This is a genomic window from Bacteroidota bacterium, from assembly GCA_016213405.1.
Classification (GTDB): Bacteria; Bacteroidota; Bacteroidia; order Palsa-948; family Palsa-948; genus Palsa-948.
The window spans coordinates 38,091-55,251 of sequence record JACRAM010000061.1 but is presented as its reverse complement, the minus strand read 5'-3'; the positions used below and the strand labels follow the sequence as shown (position 1 = coordinate 55,251).

General features: G+C 38.0%; 18 protein-coding genes and 1 pseudogene. 1 reads left to right on the top strand and 18 read right to left on the bottom strand.

Annotated features, from left to right (window positions below):
- Positions 1 to 118: 118 nt before the first annotated feature.
- From HY841_07340 to HY841_07325, 4 genes are all read right to left on the bottom strand, one after another.
- A complete protein-coding gene (locus HY841_07340) occupies positions 119 to 421 on the bottom strand; it encodes a hypothetical protein (GenBank protein MBI4930558.1) in 303 nt (100 codons plus the stop codon).
- Positions 422 to 438: 17 nt separating this feature from the next.
- Positions 439 to 1,254 carry a T9SS type A sorting domain-containing protein gene (locus HY841_07335; protein ID MBI4930557.1) on the bottom strand — a complete coding sequence of 272 codons (816 nt, stop codon included), beginning with the start codon at positions 1,252 to 1,254 and terminating at the stop codon, positions 439 to 441.
- Positions 1,255 to 1,294: 40 nt separating this feature from the next.
- Complete coding sequence (locus HY841_07330) at positions 1,295 to 1,495, bottom strand: hypothetical protein (GenBank protein ID MBI4930556.1); 201 nt, start codon at positions 1,493 to 1,495, stop codon at positions 1,295 to 1,297.
- A 103-nt stretch (positions 1,496 to 1,598) separates the two neighbouring features.
- Entirely contained in the window at positions 1,599 to 2,009 is a 411-nt protein-coding gene (locus HY841_07325; protein MBI4930555.1) for a LytTR family transcriptional regulator, read from the bottom strand.
- Positions 2,010 to 2,171: 162 nt separating this feature from the next.
- On the opposite strand from HY841_07325, the gene HY841_07320 reads away from it, so the two are divergent.
- Positions 2,172 to 2,702: an IS1 family transposase gene (locus tag HY841_07320; GenBank protein ID MBI4930554.1), complete on the top strand. Its 531-nt coding sequence runs from the start codon at positions 2,172 to 2,174 to the stop codon at positions 2,700 to 2,702.
- Positions 2,703 to 3,040: 338 nt separating this feature from the next.
- Here HY841_07320 and HY841_07315 read toward each other — a convergent pair.
- The 14 genes and pseudogenes from HY841_07315 to HY841_07250 form a co-directional block, all read right to left on the bottom strand.
- Positions 3,041 to 4,147: pseudogene (locus tag HY841_07315) on the bottom strand (DEAD/DEAH box helicase).
- A gap of 302 nt (positions 4,148 to 4,449) precedes the next feature.
- A complete protein-coding gene (locus HY841_07310) occupies positions 4,450 to 4,638 on the bottom strand; it encodes a cold shock domain-containing protein (GenBank protein MBI4930553.1) in 189 nt (62 codons plus the stop codon).
- Between the two features lie 87 nt (positions 4,639 to 4,725).
- Entirely contained in the window at positions 4,726 to 5,256 is a 531-nt protein-coding gene (locus HY841_07305) for an acyltransferase (GenBank protein MBI4930552.1), read from the bottom strand.
- Between the two features lie 44 nt (positions 5,257 to 5,300).
- The gene (locus HY841_07300; protein MBI4930551.1) at positions 5,301 to 6,329 is read right to left on the bottom strand and encodes an NAD(P)-dependent oxidoreductase; all 1,029 of its coding nucleotides are present in this window, start codon (positions 6,327 to 6,329) and stop codon (positions 5,301 to 5,303) included.
- Between the two features lie 5 nt (positions 6,330 to 6,334).
- Positions 6,335 to 7,276 carry a glycosyltransferase family 2 protein gene (locus tag HY841_07295; protein ID MBI4930550.1) on the bottom strand — a complete coding sequence of 314 codons (942 nt, stop codon included), beginning with the start codon at positions 7,274 to 7,276 and terminating at the stop codon, positions 6,335 to 6,337.
- A gap of 14 nt (positions 7,277 to 7,290) precedes the next feature.
- Complete coding sequence (locus HY841_07290; GenBank protein MBI4930549.1) at positions 7,291 to 9,249, bottom strand: hypothetical protein; 1,959 nt, start codon at positions 9,247 to 9,249, stop codon at positions 7,291 to 7,293.
- Between the two features lie 43 nt (positions 9,250 to 9,292).
- Positions 9,293 to 10,027 (bottom strand): WbqC family protein, encoded by a 735-nt coding sequence (locus tag HY841_07285; protein MBI4930548.1) that lies wholly within the window; start codon positions 10,025 to 10,027, stop codon positions 9,293 to 9,295.
- A gap of 66 nt (positions 10,028 to 10,093) precedes the next feature.
- The gene (gene rffA / locus HY841_07280) at positions 10,094 to 11,293 is read right to left on the bottom strand and encodes a dTDP-4-amino-4,6-dideoxygalactose transaminase (GenBank protein MBI4930547.1); all 1,200 of its coding nucleotides are present in this window, start codon (positions 11,291 to 11,293) and stop codon (positions 10,094 to 10,096) included.
- 145 nt (positions 11,294 to 11,438) lie between these two features.
- Positions 11,439 to 11,651 (bottom strand): cold shock domain-containing protein, encoded by a 213-nt coding sequence (locus HY841_07275; protein ID MBI4930546.1) that lies wholly within the window; start codon positions 11,649 to 11,651, stop codon positions 11,439 to 11,441.
- Between the two features lie 179 nt (positions 11,652 to 11,830).
- Positions 11,831 to 12,274: a rhodanese-like domain-containing protein gene (locus HY841_07270; protein ID MBI4930545.1), complete on the bottom strand. Its 444-nt coding sequence runs from the start codon at positions 12,272 to 12,274 to the stop codon at positions 11,831 to 11,833.
- 72 nt (positions 12,275 to 12,346) lie between these two features.
- Entirely contained in the window at positions 12,347 to 13,036 is a 690-nt protein-coding gene (locus HY841_07265) for a carboxypeptidase-like regulatory domain-containing protein (GenBank protein ID MBI4930544.1), read from the bottom strand.
- A 287-nt stretch (positions 13,037 to 13,323) separates the two neighbouring features.
- Positions 13,324 to 13,698, bottom strand: coding sequence for a carboxypeptidase regulatory-like domain-containing protein (locus HY841_07260; protein ID MBI4930543.1), 375 nt, complete (start codon positions 13,696 to 13,698; stop codon positions 13,324 to 13,326).
- A gap of 6 nt (positions 13,699 to 13,704) precedes the next feature.
- The gene (locus HY841_07255; GenBank protein ID MBI4930542.1) at positions 13,705 to 16,077 is read right to left on the bottom strand and encodes a T9SS type A sorting domain-containing protein; all 2,373 of its coding nucleotides are present in this window, start codon (positions 16,075 to 16,077) and stop codon (positions 13,705 to 13,707) included.
- A gap of 43 nt (positions 16,078 to 16,120) precedes the next feature.
- Positions 16,121 to 17,152: a 2-oxoacid:ferredoxin oxidoreductase subunit beta gene (locus tag HY841_07250; protein MBI4930541.1), complete on the bottom strand. Its 1,032-nt coding sequence runs from the start codon at positions 17,150 to 17,152 to the stop codon at positions 16,121 to 16,123.
- Positions 17,153 to 17,161 lie beyond the last annotated feature (9 nt).

Below are 17,161 nucleotides of genomic sequence, written 5' to 3'. Positions count from 1 at the left end.
CTCCGATACATTGTGATGCCAGTACCATATCTCCTCGCTCGTGTCTACCATGAAGTAAACATACTCTTTTGCGCTTCGCGCAACGGCATTTCATCCCTGTGGCAAGACCACAGGGAGTTCATGCCGGGGTCATTAAAATAGTATTGCCAGCGATTTTATATGCTTTACTGGAACTGACAAGATCTAAATCGCCATTTGTAGTTAAGGATAGATACTTCGTATTATTTGTATAAAAATCTATTGGCTGAGGTGCTGCTGTTCTTTTTTGCGCTATGATTAATGGAAAATTTTGATTTGCGTCCCAGCCAACATAATCAGTTGATACGCCAGAATTACTTCCTACTGAAACCTGTGCATTCACTTTGAAATTTGATAGTATCATCATTCCAACAATTACTATCGTTTGAATTAATTTTTTCATTTGATTTGTGTTAATTGTTAATGTATAATATTGATTTTTCCTGTTTGAAATACTTTATTTTTATTTTGCAATGAATAAAAATATACTCCTGCACTCAATAATTCGCTATCTATATTTATTTGAGTAGTTGCTCCCGTAATTACAGTTGTTTTAACTGTTTGAAATGCTGAATTAAAAATTGTTAATTCATATTCCTGATAATTACTTGGCGGAGTAATTTGAAAATTAATTTGGTGAGAAGAAGGGTTGGGAAAAACTTTTACAAAAGAACTCGATTGATTTATCTCTGTAATATTTTCCGGCAAAGTACCGCAAAGACCATAAATAAAACGTTGGTTGCTTCCGTTGAAGAGAAATAATTTTGTACCAGCAGGAGTATTTACAATGCCATTATATTGCACACTTCCAACATTGCAACCAAAGCAATATTGAACTGTGACACTATCTCTTGAAAAAACAAGTGTTCCATCTGTCCTATAGATATAAAATTTCTTAGTGATGTCAGGCGATTGGGTCATTACTGCATATTCTATATTGGTACTATCACAATCAAATAATGTTGTTGTAATATATCCAATAAAATGTGCCGTATCAGATATTAGAGGAGGAGAAATATTTAATAAATAAGGAGAATGATTTAAATTATATAAACTAAATTTATTCTGATAATAATTCCAAAATACATATTTATAATTATTATTCCCGAGATTAGTTAGAAATAACTCTTCGCTTCCGTTTACAACGGTATATGTATTCTCGTAATTCACTTGCGCTTTTATGTTTGCAGTGTTAAACATTAAAATGCTGGCGGTGATTAAAAGTTTTGTTTTCATTTTATTTGAGGTTTTGGTTTACCTCAAATGTATTACATAATTATTTACAAAGATTCAATTGAACAGATTTTCCGTTTTTGCATACGCATTTTAAATTGTTGTTTCCAAAATCAGGTTGTGTGTATAATGTACTTGCCTTTTCATCAAAAAGAATCAATTCATTTCGCATTATCATTTCTTCAATTAATTTCATTTTATCGCTTAGCATCAGGTTCTTCAGCAGTTTGTTTTTCTTTTTCATGTTCGGGTAGTTTTCGCAACGAGAGCATTTACAAAAAAAATAATTGTACAAATGTAATTAGGGTTTAGGTGTTGTCAAGCAAATTATAGTAAGTGCGTTGTTGTTAACAGGAAACAGGGCGGTTATTAACAAAAAGTTCATTCATGCGGTCGCAGTTCAAGCGCTTTCTGTTTGCCAGATACAATATAAAGCCATCTTTTCTGCGGTAGGATATTTCAAGTTCGGTATTGCAGGGCAGTATTACCATGTATTTTCTCGCGCTCAGCGGCTTGATTATTATTTCACCGGCAGTATTAATAAGGTATTTGTGATGGATGCGGTAAAATTCTTTGTAACAGTAAATGGTTTCGTAATGCTTTACTGTTTTGTTATCAAAAATCTTTCTGCCGTCAGTCATAAAAATATAACAGCAATTGTCATACGCCATTATGTATCTGATGCGTGCCGCATCAAGCTCTTCTTCTTTATGCAATACGGAGGCGAGTGTTTCCGCATCGTGTTCAAGGGAGTGCATTACATAAATTTTGTTTTAGTTAGTGTAACTATGTATTGGAGTAAAAAAAACATTGCTGTGTTTTAGATTACAGGGTGAAAGTTAATTCATGTTCATGAAAATTTTAGGTGGAAAGTTCATTTTGGAGACAGGGAATAAAAGAATGGTATATTTGCTATAAATATGGAACTCGCTAAACAGATAAGATGCCCCAAATGCGACTCTGAAAAATGCCATAAGTATGGTTTTGCAAGAAAAAGCCAGCGTTATAAGTGCGGACTTTGTAATGGTCAGTTCACGCTCACAAAAAGGAGAGAAACTTTTGAAGAGTACCGTTTCGTGGCTCTTCAATTATTTCTTGAGGGGCTGAGTTACCGGCAAATTGCAAAGGAAATATCTGTAAGCCGAAGGAAAATAAGCGAGAAGACGATACGGAAATGGATTGCAAAATATAAATTAGAAGAACCCCTGCTTCATCACCGGTTTGAGCAAAAAGAAAAGTATCATGTTTTGGTAACACGTAAAACCATAAACGGAAATGGCGGATTGTTTATTAAAAGCCATTCAAAGGTTTTCAGGAACAAAATCATTACCGTTGAATTAGTGCCGAGAGAAAATAAGAAAACCCAATGGTCAGAAGGACTCCTTGAGAGTGTTTTTGCGCACAACAAATCCAAGTCCCGAAAACGGAAACTCTGTTGGGAAGAAGAGTAATCTTCTATTAATAAACTCAGGTAAGCTGTTTAATCAAACGAGCGCTCATTGTTTCTCTTTTTTTTCCAGTTATTGTTCCATCGCTTTTTCTTTGGGAAGAATTTTTTTCCATCAGCACTGCCATTTCGGTCAGGGGGATTATGGGAGCGGTTCTGATTGTGGCTTGGAGTTGAACTCCCGTTTGATTGATGATGCCTTGGTTCGCGCCTTGGTTCATGTCTTGGCTCGTGTCTGGAATCATGTCTTGGTTCGTGCCTCGGTTCATGCCTTGATTCATGTCTTGATTCATAATGCCTCGGCTCATGATGCGATAATGATTTAGCGAATGGCGGTGTGGAAACCACCTCAATATGGTTCTTGGCAAGTTTCTGAATATCGCGAAGCAAGCCGCGCTCATCCTGCGAGCAGTATGAAATGGCTATGCCTGTTGCTCCTGCCCTGCCTGTTCTGCCGATGCGGTGAATATAAGTTTCTGCATCTTCAGGCAAATCAAAGTTGATGACGTGAGAAATATCAGTGATGTCCAACCCGCGGGAAGCCACATCGGTTGCCACCAGCATGCTGACGGTTCTTTTTTTGAACGCTGCCAGCGCGCGCTGGCGTGCGCCCTGTGTTTTATCTCCGTGAATGGCTTCTGCTTTTATTCCGTCAGCTATCAGGCTTTTCACCAGTTTATCCGCTCCGCGTTTTGTGCGGGTGAAAACAAGCACGTGCGGTTTGACTTCCTGGGTTAAAAAGTTTTTCAGCAAATCTTTTTTACTTCCTTTATCAACAAAATAAACAAACTGCTTTACGCTTACTGCGGCTGATAAGCCGGGGTTCACATGTACCATTACGGGGTGCTGAAGCAGAGAATCAGAAAGTTTTTTTATTGTAGTTGGCATGGTAGCGGAAAAGAAAATGGTTTGCTTTTTTGCCGGGAGCTCGTGAATGATTTTTTTGATATCGTTGATGAAGCCCATGTCAAGCATGCGGTCTACTTCGTCAAGAACGAAAAACTCTACTGTGCCCAAACGGACATATCCCTGATTAATTAAATCGAGCAGACGGCCGGGTGTTGCAATCACAATATCAACTCCTGTGCGCAATGCATCTGTTTGCGGGCGCTGGCTCACTCCTCCGTAAATTACAGTGTGTTTGATATGAAGTCCTCTTCCGTAATCGCGAAAGCTGTCGCTGATTTGCTGGGCAAGTTCGCGTGTTGGCGCAAGGATGAGCGCTTTGATTCCTTTTCGCTGATGCGCTTTACTATTAAAGAGGAGTTGGAGAATCGGCAAAGCGAAGGCAGCGGTTTTCCCGGTGCCTGTTTGGGCAGAACCACAAATATCTTTTCCTTCCAGTATGTGAGGAATGGATTTTTCCTGTATAGGCGTGGGGATGATGTATCCTTTGGCTTTCAGAGAAGTAAGAATCTGAGGCAGTAAGTTTAAATTTTCAAATGTCATATTACTTTTTGTTTTATTTCCGAAGCTATTGCAACGGGTTAAATTATTATTGATGAAATCGCTCAATGGCAAATGCCAATCAGCTTTTCAATTTATAACTTTTAAGAAAATTGTAATGTGAACTTACTTGTCAGGAGGGTATCACAAAGAGATTGGGTACAATCCACAATCTTCAAAGAAAGTGCTCAAAGATACGACTATTATCCACGCAGCAGCAATAGGGCAAAAGACACCATGCTCCTCCCCTATTCGTAGAGAGAAGAATGCTCAGATAAAAGATTTGTCTTTGCTGAAAAAGCTGGTTACGCCAACTTAACGTTAACAGCGTTCGGACCTTTTTTGCCTTCCTGCACATCAAAGGTGACGTTGTCATTCTCGCGCACTTTGTCTATAAGACCTGAAGAGTGAACGAATAGTTCCTTTCCTGATTCTGTTTTAATGAAACCAAAACCTTTTGCATCATTAAAAAACTTTACTGTTCCTTTTTCCATAATAATAAAATATTAACGATTAATAATTAAGAGTGCGAATATACAATGATTTTGTTTCGTACAACGGTAAAATAATGGCGGGGATTATCACCTTGGTCTTTCGCTTATTTTTTTGGCGGGGCTTCCTACATATATCGCCCATGGCTCTACATCTTTATTTACAAAACTTCCTGCTCCGATTACGGCTCCTTCGCCAATGGTTACCGGCATGATCACACTTCTTGCTCCAATATAAACATCATCACCTATGATGCACTTTCCTCCAATTGCTTTTGCAGAACCTTCGCCCAAGCCATCTACCATTTTCAATCCTTTTGCATGCGAATAGGTGGCGGATAAAAATACAGTTCCCGGTCCAGTAGAAACCCTGCTGCCGATAATTGTTAAACCACCTCCCCAAAAAATAGTATGGGGCTGAACATCTGTGTGCTCACCTATTTTCACTCCTTCACCGGCAAAAATAAATACAAAGTCCCCTATCCTGCAATGAGAACCTAAATCAACCACCTGTGGGCGGACAATTTTTGCCATAGGATTAATTTTCACTCCTTCTCCGCACGACCTTAGTTTGTCTCTGACATTATCCCCCATTAATTCTATTCCCAGAAGATTATACATGATGAGTTATTTAAAAACGGTTAGTGTTATAAAAATAAAAAAAATCAGTTCTCCTTAAACATTTTTTTCCTTTTCTCTATCAGAAAACCAAATCTGTTGCCATCTACTTCTTTTTTATAATCGAGCAGCATCTTTTCAAAATTATATTGCGGACACCAATCCAACTCCAGCTTTGCTTTGCTGTTATCATAAAGAAAAGAATCCATTGTATGGATCTTTTCAGGGCGTTCAATGAATATTGGTTTTGACTCGCTTCCCCAAAAAATCTTCGCAATGGTTTCAACTTCTTCGCGCAACGTAAGGCAATAAGAAGAAGTGATATTATACAAACCACCTGCTTTTTCGTTTTCAAGTGCCTTCATGAATGCGGATACAACATCCTTCACATAAATTATATCTCTGCCTATGCTGCTATCTCCCCATATTTCAAGGGGCAAGCATGCCATGGCATTTTCAATGAATGTCTGAAAACCTGTTTTTAACGGTTTGCCGTTTTTAAATATTTCCAGATGGGGTCCGAAGCCATATACCGGTGGCAAACGGAATATTATTCCCTGCAGATTATAATTAGCCCGGTAGTATTCAACACAATCCTGAGCCGCGCTTTCAGAAATACTGAACATGGAATATTCTCCATCGTATTGAAGCGACCTTCCATCGCTTTCTTTGATGGCTTTGTTATTAATCCATAAGCCGGAAGTATTTCTGTGCGAGCTGGCATAAATAATTTTTGTTACATTTTTTTTTCTGCAAAACTCAAGGATATTTAATGTGCCAACAACATTTATATTAATATAATCCTGCGGTTGATAATTATCAGAACTAAAATTTGCGGGTTGCAGAGCCGCTAAATGAATTACAGCATCGTATTCGGTATTATTCAATTTTTCAAAATCGTTCTTACTCGTAATGTCAACGGACACGTATTGAATCTTATTCTCACGGTAATATTTTTCTCCAATAGCGCTGATATCAGATGCCACAACATCATGCCCTTGTTTCAGAAGTTCATCAATCAGATAAGTTCCGATAAAACCTGCCGCACCAAAAACAACAATCTTTTTTTTCTTCATACTAATTAATCGCCATTAAGATTATATTTTTTATGAATGATATACAAAGGTCTTCTCCTTACTTCAGAATAAATATTGGACAGATACCTGCCAATGAAACCGAGCATTAAAATAATAACGCTTCCGAAGAAAAGAAGCAATAATATGATGGAAGTAAAACCAGGCGTAATATCATAGAATATATATTTAAATAAATAATATACAGATGCAACTCCTGTGAAAACAAAAATCAAACAACCAAAATAAATCATGAAATTAAGAGGAGCCGTACTCAAGCTGATTATTATGTCAATCATTAAGTTGAAGCGTTTTAAAAAATTATAATTGCTTTTACCGGAATACCTTTTATTATTTTCAACCTCAATGGTGTCGTATTTTAAACCAATGTCCTTTACGATGCCTGACACTGTCCTGTTCACTTCATCATACCTGCTGTACTCTTCAACAAATTTCCGGGTCATAATTTTCATCATCAATTGATTTTTGATAATATCAACCTTAAATATTTTCACCAAGAGAAACCAAAACACTGTTGAAGTAATTCTATCAAAAAAATTATTTCTCTGGATGGATATGCAATAAATAATATCACACCCATCTTTAATTTTATTATATAGCAGGGGAATTGCAGATGGAGGATTCTGCAAATCTCCGTCCATAATTAAAATGTACTTACCTGTTGCATAGCGCATGCCTGCACTCATTGCTATTTGCTGCCCGAAATTTCTAGAGAGCGAGAGTCCTTTAACAAAATCATATTTTTCGCATACTTTTTTTATAGCTTCATCGCTAGTATCAGCGCTGCCATCGTTGATAAGAATAATTTCGAAAGAAATTTCGATTGGTCTTATAGCAGAAATAATTTCTTCTACAAGCAAGGGGACAATTCGTTCATCATTATAAATGGTAGAAACTACCGACAACTCAATATTTGATTCAGGATTCATTATACACAAAAAAATTATTTTGAGGAATTAAGAATTATTATCTGGTCTCCGCTTGCAAGGTCTGAGAAACTTTTTCTGATGTCCAAATTACGGATTTTATTGATGTCGAAATTCTTGCTTGCTACCAAAAAACTTATGTGATTCTCTGTTATAAAATTTTTAAGACTGGTTTCTTCATCTTGTATATTGTAGTTCTTATAATAAGGCATCATGTTATCAAAATTCAAAACCTTATCATAAAAAGTTTTATTTAGAATGCCTTCGTGCAAAACCTGAGGTGGAGTTAATGGCAACAACATTACATCAGAATTAAAACACACAATGTAGGAACCCAATTGATATACCAAAGAAAAACGCTGCCCATCATACAGCGTTGTCAAATCTTTAGCGTCATAAAGAAATCCTCCGACTTTCAGAGAATCATTGCCCTCAAAAAATTTCTGGAGTTGTTTAATATAATTTTCAGAATATCCCTTTCGCATCAAGCCCGAAAACTCCAGTGTTTTTTCAGGGTAATCGAATTTTGAAACGCGAAAGAAAAAATAAATCATCAGTATAGAAAAAATTCCAGATATCACTTTCTTAAATGCGGTATAAGATGCTTCAGTTATCAGAAGGTAAAAAAGCCAGATAAACAATAAGTGCAAAGAAGTATATGCCACAAAAGGCAGTTGATAAGCATTATCAAAATAAGGTATGCATTGAAACAGAATGATGCCGCAAAAAACAAACAACACAACGCAGAAAATCGCTAAAGCATTTTGCTTTATCACATTCATTCCTTTTTTAAAAGAAACAAACAGGATAAGCAATAAAGGCAGAGCAATGATAGAAAGCGCACGCAATGGGAGTGTTACAAGGAAAAATACGATTGCCTTCCATATAGTAAGGTCATAGCGGATTATATCCATTATGCCGCTATCTCCAGCTGCAATGAGTTCATTTTTAATTCCGGAAAACTTATAAAAAAGAAAAATAGCAACTCCAATACAAATACTTCCAATAAAAATATTCAGCGCATCTTTTGATATATTTTTTATTCTTAAAGAATATAAAACAACAAACGCAGCCGAGAATGCAAAAACAGCCGGTGCGGTAACTATGGAACATATAGGAAGGCATAACAGGTAATAAAATGCAAGTGCAATCTGCCGGTTAATTAGAAAATGAAGAAAAGGAATAAGAAACATCATGTAAATTGTAAAAGCCGGGCGACCCCACATATTGGTTTTTATATCCCAGGAATTATTGCCGATTTCAGTCATGGAAGAAAAATTAAAAAACGTAAGAAGAACAACAATAAACAGATCATATATCTTAACCTGACGAATGTTCTCAATCAGAGATAACACACCGATACAAACAAGAATTTTAAAGAAAACCAAACTTCCATACTGCAAAATAATAATGTGCGGAAAAAATAGTTCAGTTGTCCTTATAAAAATATTTCCAACCCAGAGTTCAAAGTAATGGTAGGGCGAAGTGCCCTCAATGTCCGGAATGAAAAAATTAAAATAATGATATACGTTTTCACGTCCGCTGATGCTTAAATTATTTGATACTTCTGCATAATATATCATATCACTGTCAATATTCAGTGACAAGGGAAATACCACTGAACAACACATCACTAAAATTGAAATTATAAAAGCATAGAGCAGTATTTTTACAGAGAAGTCGTTCAATCTTTTTTTCACCTCATCTGCATATGCAGGATTAATACCATTAACATAAATAACAAGACCAGCCCATATGAAAAAAACAACATTGACTGTTGTAAATACGGTGCAAATACAAGAGTAAATTGTTATTACAGCTATTAACCCAAAGAGGGCTTCCATAAAAAAATTATGAAATGGCTTTTTCTCGATGTATTTTGTGAAAAGCGGAGCGATTAATTTTCCACAAAAGACAAAAAAAAGCAAGGCAAGAAAAGTAAGAAACAAAAAAAATATCAATTCAAAAAATGCCATCGGGCTGCTGTTTATCTGTTGTAATAATAAATAATTTTATTTTTCAAATTTCCTTTTTCATCGGCACCGATGAAAAACTTTTCATATAGTTTGATGCATTTTCTCCTTCATTCATAATCAAATCAATAACCGAAACGGCATGAACAAAATCTCCCCATTGCTGAGTATAAGCCGGGTAATTAGTGTAATCAATGTAATGGAGTTTAATGCCGCTTTCCAGAAACAAACTTTCGTCAATATAATTTTTTGCAGCTGGACCCGAATAGTAATCCGTAGTACCTGTTTGAATGCACAAATCCAGCAATCGTTCGTTTCTTCCTTCAATCAGATTGAATTCGCTTGACCTGCGGATTTTTGTTGTTATGCCCAACAACTTGCACAGAGAAGAAAGAAAAAAATAATTTACTTCGCTCAGGTATTCACTTTTAACAACGTCATATAGTTCAAAGAAAAAATCCTTGTAAGCTGAAAAATATTTTGCTTTGGCATAATTAAATTGAATAGCCCTCCAATGTTTTATCTGCCAGGATTGATCAGCAATTTTTGTTTCATTGATTTTTTGTCCGAATTTTCCTGAAATCAATACGGGTATTGTAAGCCATTGCAAGCCTTGTGATGTTTTAATCTGGTTACGGTTGCGCCAGTCGTTTTTAGTAAACTGCATATCATCATAAATAATGAATTCATCTGCAAGGTTAATGGCATCAAAATATCCTTTCCATGGAATGTAGTTTGACTGGCAGATAAAAACTTTTTTGGTTTTTTCAGAAGGGCTCATCTGAAAGTAAACATAAATATTATTTTCGGATAAAATATAAATTCTCCCCTGAGAGAAAGAAAGAAGTCATGTACTATGAACCATGTCTAAATATGTTTTCCTTCTTTCAGGCAAAAGTTCTGAAGGTGTCGGAACAAAATTTTCATAATACTCAAATACAGCATCAACGATATAGTCAATTGTTGATTCATCCAGATCATGATACAAAGGAAGCCGTACAAGACAGTTAGTAAAATACTCTGCGTTTGGCAGGAGACGACCATCGTGCTGATTTAGGAAAAACGGGCTTTGATGCAATGTGAGATAGTGAAAGATGGCATGGATACCTTTTTGGTTCAAGTAATTAATCAGCAAAGTTCTTTCTTCCAGATTTTCGCAAGTAAGATAAAAAATATGCCCGTTGATGGTAGCATAATCAGGAATTAAGGGCAATTGGAAACATCCCACCTGCGCTAATGGAAGCAGTGCTTTGTAATAACGGTTCCATATCCATTTTCTTTTCTCCAGAATTTTTTCTACTTCTTCAAGTTGTGCAAAAAGAAAAGCAGCAGTAATATCGGATGGCAAAAAAGAAGAACCAATATCCACCCATCCGTATTTATTTACTTCTCCCCTGAAAAAGGCAGCGCGGTTGGTTCCTTTCTCCCAGATTATTTCAGAACGATTTTCATATTGCTTATCATTAACAATCAATGCTCCGCCTTCACCGGAAATAATATTTTTAGTTTCATGAAATGAATAGGCGCCTAAATGTCCGATGCTGCCAAGCGGCCTGCCTTTGTAATAGCTGTCTATCGCCTGCGCTGCATCTTCTATAACAATAAGATTATATTTTTTTGCCAGCTCCATTATCATATCCATATCGCATGCCACTCCAGAGTAATGTACAGGGATAATGGCTTTTGTTTTTTCAGTAATGAGCTCTTCAATTTTTGATGCATCAATGTTTGGATTATGGGAATAGCTATCTGCAAAAACAATTTTAGCACCACGCAGAACAAATGCATTGGCTGTGCTTACAAATGTGAAGGCTGGCATTATTACTTCATCACCAGGACGAATATTGGAAAGGATGGCAGCCATTTCAAGCGCATCGGTGCAGGAAGTTGTGAGCAGGCATTTATTAATGCCATATTTTTTTTCAATGAATTGATGGCAGCGTTTTGTAAAAACTCCATTACCGGAAATATGCCGGTTATGAACAGCTTCATACATATAATGCGCTTCCTTCCCAGTCAAATGGGGTTTATTAAATTCAATAGTCACTTTTTCTTTTTAAACTCTGATAAATGTAAATCTACTGGAAGAGGGGAAATTGCGCAGTTATGAACAAGTTGTGAACAGTGGGATTGGTTACTGGTTTACTCTCCACAGCTAATAAGACTTTCGAGGAAGGATGCGGAAAATACTATTATGTGTTAAGTATAAATGTATCGAGTCGGATATCAACGGCATTCATTCCGTTTCTGCCTTCGGTGACTTCGAAAATAACATTGTCTCCATCTTTAATAAGAGCATCCTGCATGCCGGCAGGACTCACATTATATTCTTCTCCTGTTTCAAAATCCTTGATAAGACCGTAGCCCTTGAAGCGGTTGTAAAATTTTAGTTTTCCTTTTTTCATTTTATAGCCCCGATAACTATCGGGATATTTATTATTATTTTTGAAATGTAGGCATAATAAGCGAGGCAAGGGAGTAAATCAGAAAAGATATTATCTCCAACTAACAATGAAATACAAAAATAGCAGACAGGTTTTGAAATTATTCGTAAAACAATCGAAGTTCTGGCGAGGCAGAACTTCTACTTCTTTACAGGATACCCTTTATCAAGCCAATCTGCTTTGAAATTCTGCGAAAGATTCAAAAGTTTGTGATTGGTAAATTTCATTTCGTTGAGCAGAGCAAATGCAGGGCGCACATTCGGACAAGGCGCAAACGGGCAGCATCCGCAGTAAATTACAATGTTCGCATCTTTTGGAAGTTTGCTTAACTGCTGTTTTAGTTTTTCAATGTTTCCTTTTTCTTTTCCGGGACCGATATCAATTGCATAAGGGATGGTTGCTGAAGGACCGATTGAATATATATAGGGCTTTTTTGCTGTGGAATCAGAAATGATTTTTGCAAGATCAGCAGGTTGCATTAATTGTTTCTCCGTCCACGGATCACTTTGCTGGAAACAGGATAAAAAAATAAATACTACAGGAGCCAATACAAATCCAATCAGAGAAAATAGTTTCTTTTTCATAAAAATATTTTGTCAAAGGTAAAATTTATCTTCTAAGTACTCTCTCCCATTCCTACACAGAAGGCATTCTTCTTACTTTCCTGTATTTACCAAACCACTTCTCGTTTCTATCTCTATAAAAGCTCCGGTTGCATCGCCATACTTTGCAGGAACTCCACCCAGGGTTACTGACATCTGCTCTATGGCTCCTTTAGGAATTCCGTAGGTGCCGATCATTCTTTGCCCATCAAGAATATAAACAACACTTTCTGAACGAGCTCCTCTGAAATTCGGAGTTCTTCCTTCCTTCGGCTGTACAGCTCCACCGACAGAACCCATAAAATCATTCACGTTAGTATAAGGGCTTGCTTTGATATCATCAATTGTAAAAATTGTCTTTATGGAAGTAATCGGATCTATCAGCGGCTTTTTATATTCAGTTACAACAAAATCATCCATGACATTTTCAGATGAAAGTTTGATTTCCAGATAAGTGGTCTCATTATTTCTTATGAGAACTCCGGTAATCATGTTTTTCGGATAGCCAGTGTAAATTGATTTTACATTATACGTTCCCGGTGCAAGATTTTTAAAGACAAGATTGCCTTTACTGTCTGTAATGCCTTTACACGCAGTAACACCCGCGCTTTCAACAAGTACATTTGCCAGTTCCAAAGGCTCTTTACTGATTTTATCAGTCAGCTCTATTTTTAATACGCCTTCCTGTGCAAACAACATGGCACTTCCTTGAAGTGCAATGGCAAAAAAGATTTTTTTTAACATGGATGAAGGATTTAATTGTTAATGTTTCGTATCTGATTCCTATACAAAGAGAAGAAGAAAAGAATGAATACGCAAACAGTAATTAGTAAGTGGCGCTATTTTTTTAGTAAGTGGTGAAAAAACGAGGAAAAGTGGAAAGGAAACCTTTGTAAATACTGGATTATTGAAGGGAGAATAGTGACCCCTATTGAAACAAGCACTGTAACCCATAGGGATATTCATACGTTAATTTGAAAAAGTTTAGATTCAGGATTTACCCCGTTGGATATTCGTACGGGATTTACGGATTACGGTCCCGTCACCGGCACATCAGCTTCCACATTTTCGGTTTTGCTTTTTATCTCTATAGGAATGCCACCTGTCACGGTTTGAATAATCAAACTGTCAAAGCCCACGGCAAACAAATAGTAAGAACCTTTTCTTAGATCCGCGAACTTATAATTTGCCTGCGCATCGGAAGTCACGCTTTCATCATAATAGGTAACATTGGTTCCGGGAGATTCTTTTGCTCCGTATTTAATATACATCGCTGCACCCGGAATCGCCACGGAATTATGTTTTACAACTCCTTTAATGGTGGCTTTCCCGCCCGGACCTTCTTTGTGGCAGGAGAAAAACAGTAAACAGTAAACAATAAGCAGTAAACAATAAACTTTTTTCATACGATCTTATTTTAGTACAATAAGTTTTTTTGTTTTGAAGAACTTTTCTCCACTTATTTTGCAAAAGTAAATTCCATTGGGCGCTTCGCTCAGGTCAATAAGTGATTGAGTGAATGGGGGATTTACCCCGTTGGAATTGTTTCCTACGGGGTTAAGTGAATACACTAACTCACCAAATACATTATAGATTTCTAACCTTCTGACTCCTGACATCTTACTTCTTACTTCTATTTTTCCGCTTGTTGGATTCGGATAAATGCTGAAGTCAAAAGAGGTTTCGTTATTTAATTCCTGAATTCCGGTAGCATTTGTATCTCCCATATAAAACGCAACACCACCGCAAAAATTTCCAACCACCAGATCCAGCATGCCATCACCGGTCATATCTTTTCCATTCACGGTCATGCGTTTTCCTTCCCAGATATTCTGATACATGGAATCTACGCGTGTGAAATTTCCTGCAAGGTTTCCGTCAATATTTTTATACTGCCAGAGCCAGCCCTGTGGCGGATAATTTCTGTTTGCTTCGCTGCCAACAATCAATCTGTAACTTCCGGCACTGTCATACATAAACGGAACACTGTATCCGGTGCAGCATGCCTTCAATACATCTACTCCGCCAAAAGATGTTGTAGCAAGAGAAAAGGATGCTGCGGTTGGCGTTCCTATGTTTTTGTAATAGTTCAGGTTGCCCCACTGTTCTCCGATTATCAAATCCAAATCTCCATCACGGTCTGCATCTATCAGTTGAGGAGTGGCGTAATCGCCAACGTCAATTGGATTGCCTAAGTTATTTTGATAGTATTGTGTGGTGAGCGTAAAAATAGCTGGACCTGCTCCACCTGTGTTTGTAAAATAATCGATATAGCCGCCATACTCACCTATAAACATATCCGCGTCACCATCATTGTCAAGGTCACCGAACGTAAGGTGTTTTCCTGAAACATTGGGCAATTGTGCGGAAAGATTTGCGTAATCGGTATTTACAAGGTCAAACTTGGGAGCGGAAGCAGTGCCGATATTTTTATAGGCATGCACATTATAAGAATAAGTGTCAGGACATGAATCGGTAACCATGGTGTAATTAGAAATGAGCAGATCGGTAAGCCCATCGTTATCGAAATCAAAAAAAACAGGGTCAGCGCCTTCGCCCGCATCAATCATATCTTCCTGAAGGAAACTTCTTTTCTTACGCGAGAAGATGGGCGCGCTGTCTGTACCTGTGTTTTCGTAATACCAGAGGCTTGCTTTGTCAATGGAAATGTTGGGGGCGTTGGGGCAAACAATCAGATCGCGCTTATTATCGTTGTTCACATCAACAAAATATCCACAAGGAAAAGCGGTGAGCGATGCGGGTATATTATAGGAAGGGAAGGTGGTATCCTTGGCAATCATGTTAGCGGAAGCTGGTGTACCGCCATTGGTCAGCATCACAAAATTGCAGCAGGATAATTGCCCGAGCAAAATTTCTTTATCGCCATCGGCATCCAAATCAATGCAGAGGGAGCAGTTGCCGGCATGCAAAGCCCCCTCCCTGCCTCCCCCGTTAGGGGAGGAGTTGGATGTACTTTCTCCCTCCCCAATGGACAACCGTAGGTTGCGAGCATCGCTCGTTGGAGTGGGGCTTGAATTTCCTATCCTGCATGAAATAAGGTTTACACCGCATCCGCTAAGGTCTTCTGTAAAATTTCCCCAGCATCCGTTTGTATCTAATTGAAAAATCAAACTGTCGCAGGCGTATCCTTTTTCCTGAGATCTGTTGATGTGATATTCAAGAAAAGTATTGGCGAAATCAAACGTGAGCACATCTAAATCGCCATCACCATCCACATCGTCAATGGTTGGAATATCCACACGGCTCACGAAAAGATTTGTCAGAGGATCAGTAGTAACAGTTGGTGTATAATCGGATTGAATATAGTTTGTTTGCAAGGTGAACTGTAGGTTTCCGGCTGTAGAAGTGTTTCTCCATACTTTTATTCCGCCAATAGTGATTGCATACGTGAAAATATCCGGTAGTCCATCGCAATTGTAATCGCGGATGAGAACCCAATCTTCGAGGTGAGGAAACTTGGATGCATACTTTGCAGTGGAATCATAATAATCTACTGTGTTCGGAGTGCCGCCATTAATGTAGGCAGTTGTTTTGTGTCCGGTTCGGTCAAAAACAAAAAGGTCTTTGATGCCGTCAAAGTTCATATCAATAGCTGAGAGTTGAACATAATTGTGCCCGCCCACCCAGGGAAATTTCAGCCAGTTGCCGTTTTCTTTTACTGGGATAGTATCGGTGCGGATGTAGGATTGGGCAAAGGCAAATGTGCTGATTAGCAGATATGCGGATATGCTGATGAATACAAGTATGTGTTTAAGGTTTTTCATTTACTCATCTGCACATTTTCAAATCTTCAAATTAATTAATCTGCTAATTAATCGTCCATGTTTCTCTTCCTCTGAGTAATGTATCCAAATCTCCTTCGCCTCTTGATTTTTTGGTTTCATTTATCTGTGCGGTCATCGCATCTTCATAAATAGTACGGTCTTCAATGTAAAAGATTCCGAATGGTCTTGGCAAATGTCCTTCTTTTTTCGGATCGTCAAAGAAGCGTGTGAGCAGGGTGGCTTTCATTTCATCGCGCTCATCATGAATCCATAAATCGTTTGCCGAAACATCAGCAACGTTTACAATCACAGGCTTGAAGCCATCAAGTTTAACTCCTTTATCATTGTTCGTTCCAAAGATAAGCGGTTTGCCGTGTTCCATAAAAATAGTTTCTTCTTTCTTGCTGGCTTTCTCGGTGAACACTTCAAACGCTCCATCGTTAAACACGTTGCAGTTCTGATAAATCTCTACGAATGAAGTTCCGTGATGTTCGTGCGCTCTTTTCAGAATGGTGCGCAAATGAATCGGATCTCTATCCATGCTTCGCGCGATGAAAGTTGCTCCGGCACCCAGCGTAAGCGCAAGCGGATTGAATGGATGATCAATCGAACCCAGCGGAGTTGATTTGGTTACAGCCCCTTCGTGCGAAGTGGGAGAATATTGTCCTTTTGTCAAGCCATAAATTTCATTATTGAAAAGAAGAATGTTAATGTTGATGTTCCTTCTCAAAAGATGAATCATGTGATTTCCTCCTATGGAAAGTCCATCGCCATCACCGGTAACAAGCCACACGCTCAGGTCAGGACGGGTTACTTTCAAGCCCGATGCAACAGCAGTGGCACGCCCGTGAATGCTGTGCAATCCGTACGTATCCATATAATATGGAAAGCGTGAAGAACATCCGATACCGGCAACAAACGCAATCTTCTCTCTTGGAATTCCCAAATCAGGCATGATGGTTTGCACCTGCTTGAGAATAGAATAATCTCCGCAGCCGGGACACCAGCGCACTTCCTGATCGCTGACAAAATCTTTCGGTGTTGTTTTTTCAGATGTGGGGTTTGCTGTACTCATATTATCTTT

Coding starts and splice junctions, on each gene's coding strand:
- HY841_07340 (MBI4930558.1), bottom strand. CDS start 421: ATGAAAAAATTAATTCAAACGATAGTAATTGTTGGAATGATGATACTA.
- HY841_07335 (MBI4930557.1), bottom strand. CDS start 1,254: ATGAAAACAAAACTTTTAATCACCGCCAGCATTTTAATGTTTAACACT.
- HY841_07330 (MBI4930556.1), bottom strand. CDS start 1,495: ATGAAAAAGAAAAACAAACTGCTGAAGAACCTGATGCTAAGCGATAAA.
- HY841_07325 (MBI4930555.1), bottom strand. CDS start 2,009: ATGCACTCCCTTGAACACGATGCGGAAACACTCGCCTCCGTATTGCAT.
- HY841_07320 (MBI4930554.1), top strand. CDS start 2,172: ATGGAACTCGCTAAACAGATAAGATGCCCCAAATGCGACTCTGAAAAA.
- HY841_07310 (MBI4930553.1), bottom strand. CDS start 4,638: ATGGAAAAAGGAACAGTAAAGTTTTTTAATGATGCAAAAGGTTTTGGT.
- HY841_07305 (MBI4930552.1), bottom strand. CDS start 5,256: ATGTATAATCTTCTGGGAATAGAATTAATGGGGGATAATGTCAGAGAC.
- HY841_07300 (MBI4930551.1), bottom strand. CDS start 6,329: ATGAAGAAAAAAAAGATTGTTGTTTTTGGTGCGGCAGGTTTTATCGGA.
- HY841_07295 (MBI4930550.1), bottom strand. CDS start 7,276: ATGAATCCTGAATCAAATATTGAGTTGTCGGTAGTTTCTACCATTTAT.
- HY841_07290 (MBI4930549.1), bottom strand. CDS start 9,249: ATGGCATTTTTTGAATTGATATTTTTTTTGTTTCTTACTTTTCTTGCC.
- HY841_07285 (MBI4930548.1), bottom strand. CDS start 10,027: ATGAGCCCTTCTGAAAAAACCAAAAAAGTTTTTATCTGCCAGTCAAAC.
- HY841_07275 (MBI4930546.1), bottom strand. CDS start 11,651: ATGAAAAAAGGAAAACTAAAATTTTACAACCGCTTCAAGGGCTACGGT.
- HY841_07270 (MBI4930545.1), bottom strand. CDS start 12,274: ATGAAAAAGAAACTATTTTCTCTGATTGGATTTGTATTGGCTCCTGTA.
- HY841_07265 (MBI4930544.1), bottom strand. CDS start 13,036: ATGTTAAAAAAAATCTTTTTTGCCATTGCACTTCAAGGAAGTGCCATG.
- HY841_07260 (MBI4930543.1), bottom strand. CDS start 13,698: ATGAAAAAAGTTTATTGTTTACTGCTTATTGTTTACTGTTTACTGTTT.
- HY841_07255 (MBI4930542.1), bottom strand. CDS start 16,077: ATGAAAAACCTTAAACACATACTTGTATTCATCAGCATATCCGCATAT.
- HY841_07250 (MBI4930541.1), bottom strand. CDS start 17,152: ATGAGTACAGCAAACCCCACATCTGAAAAAACAACACCGAAAGATTTT.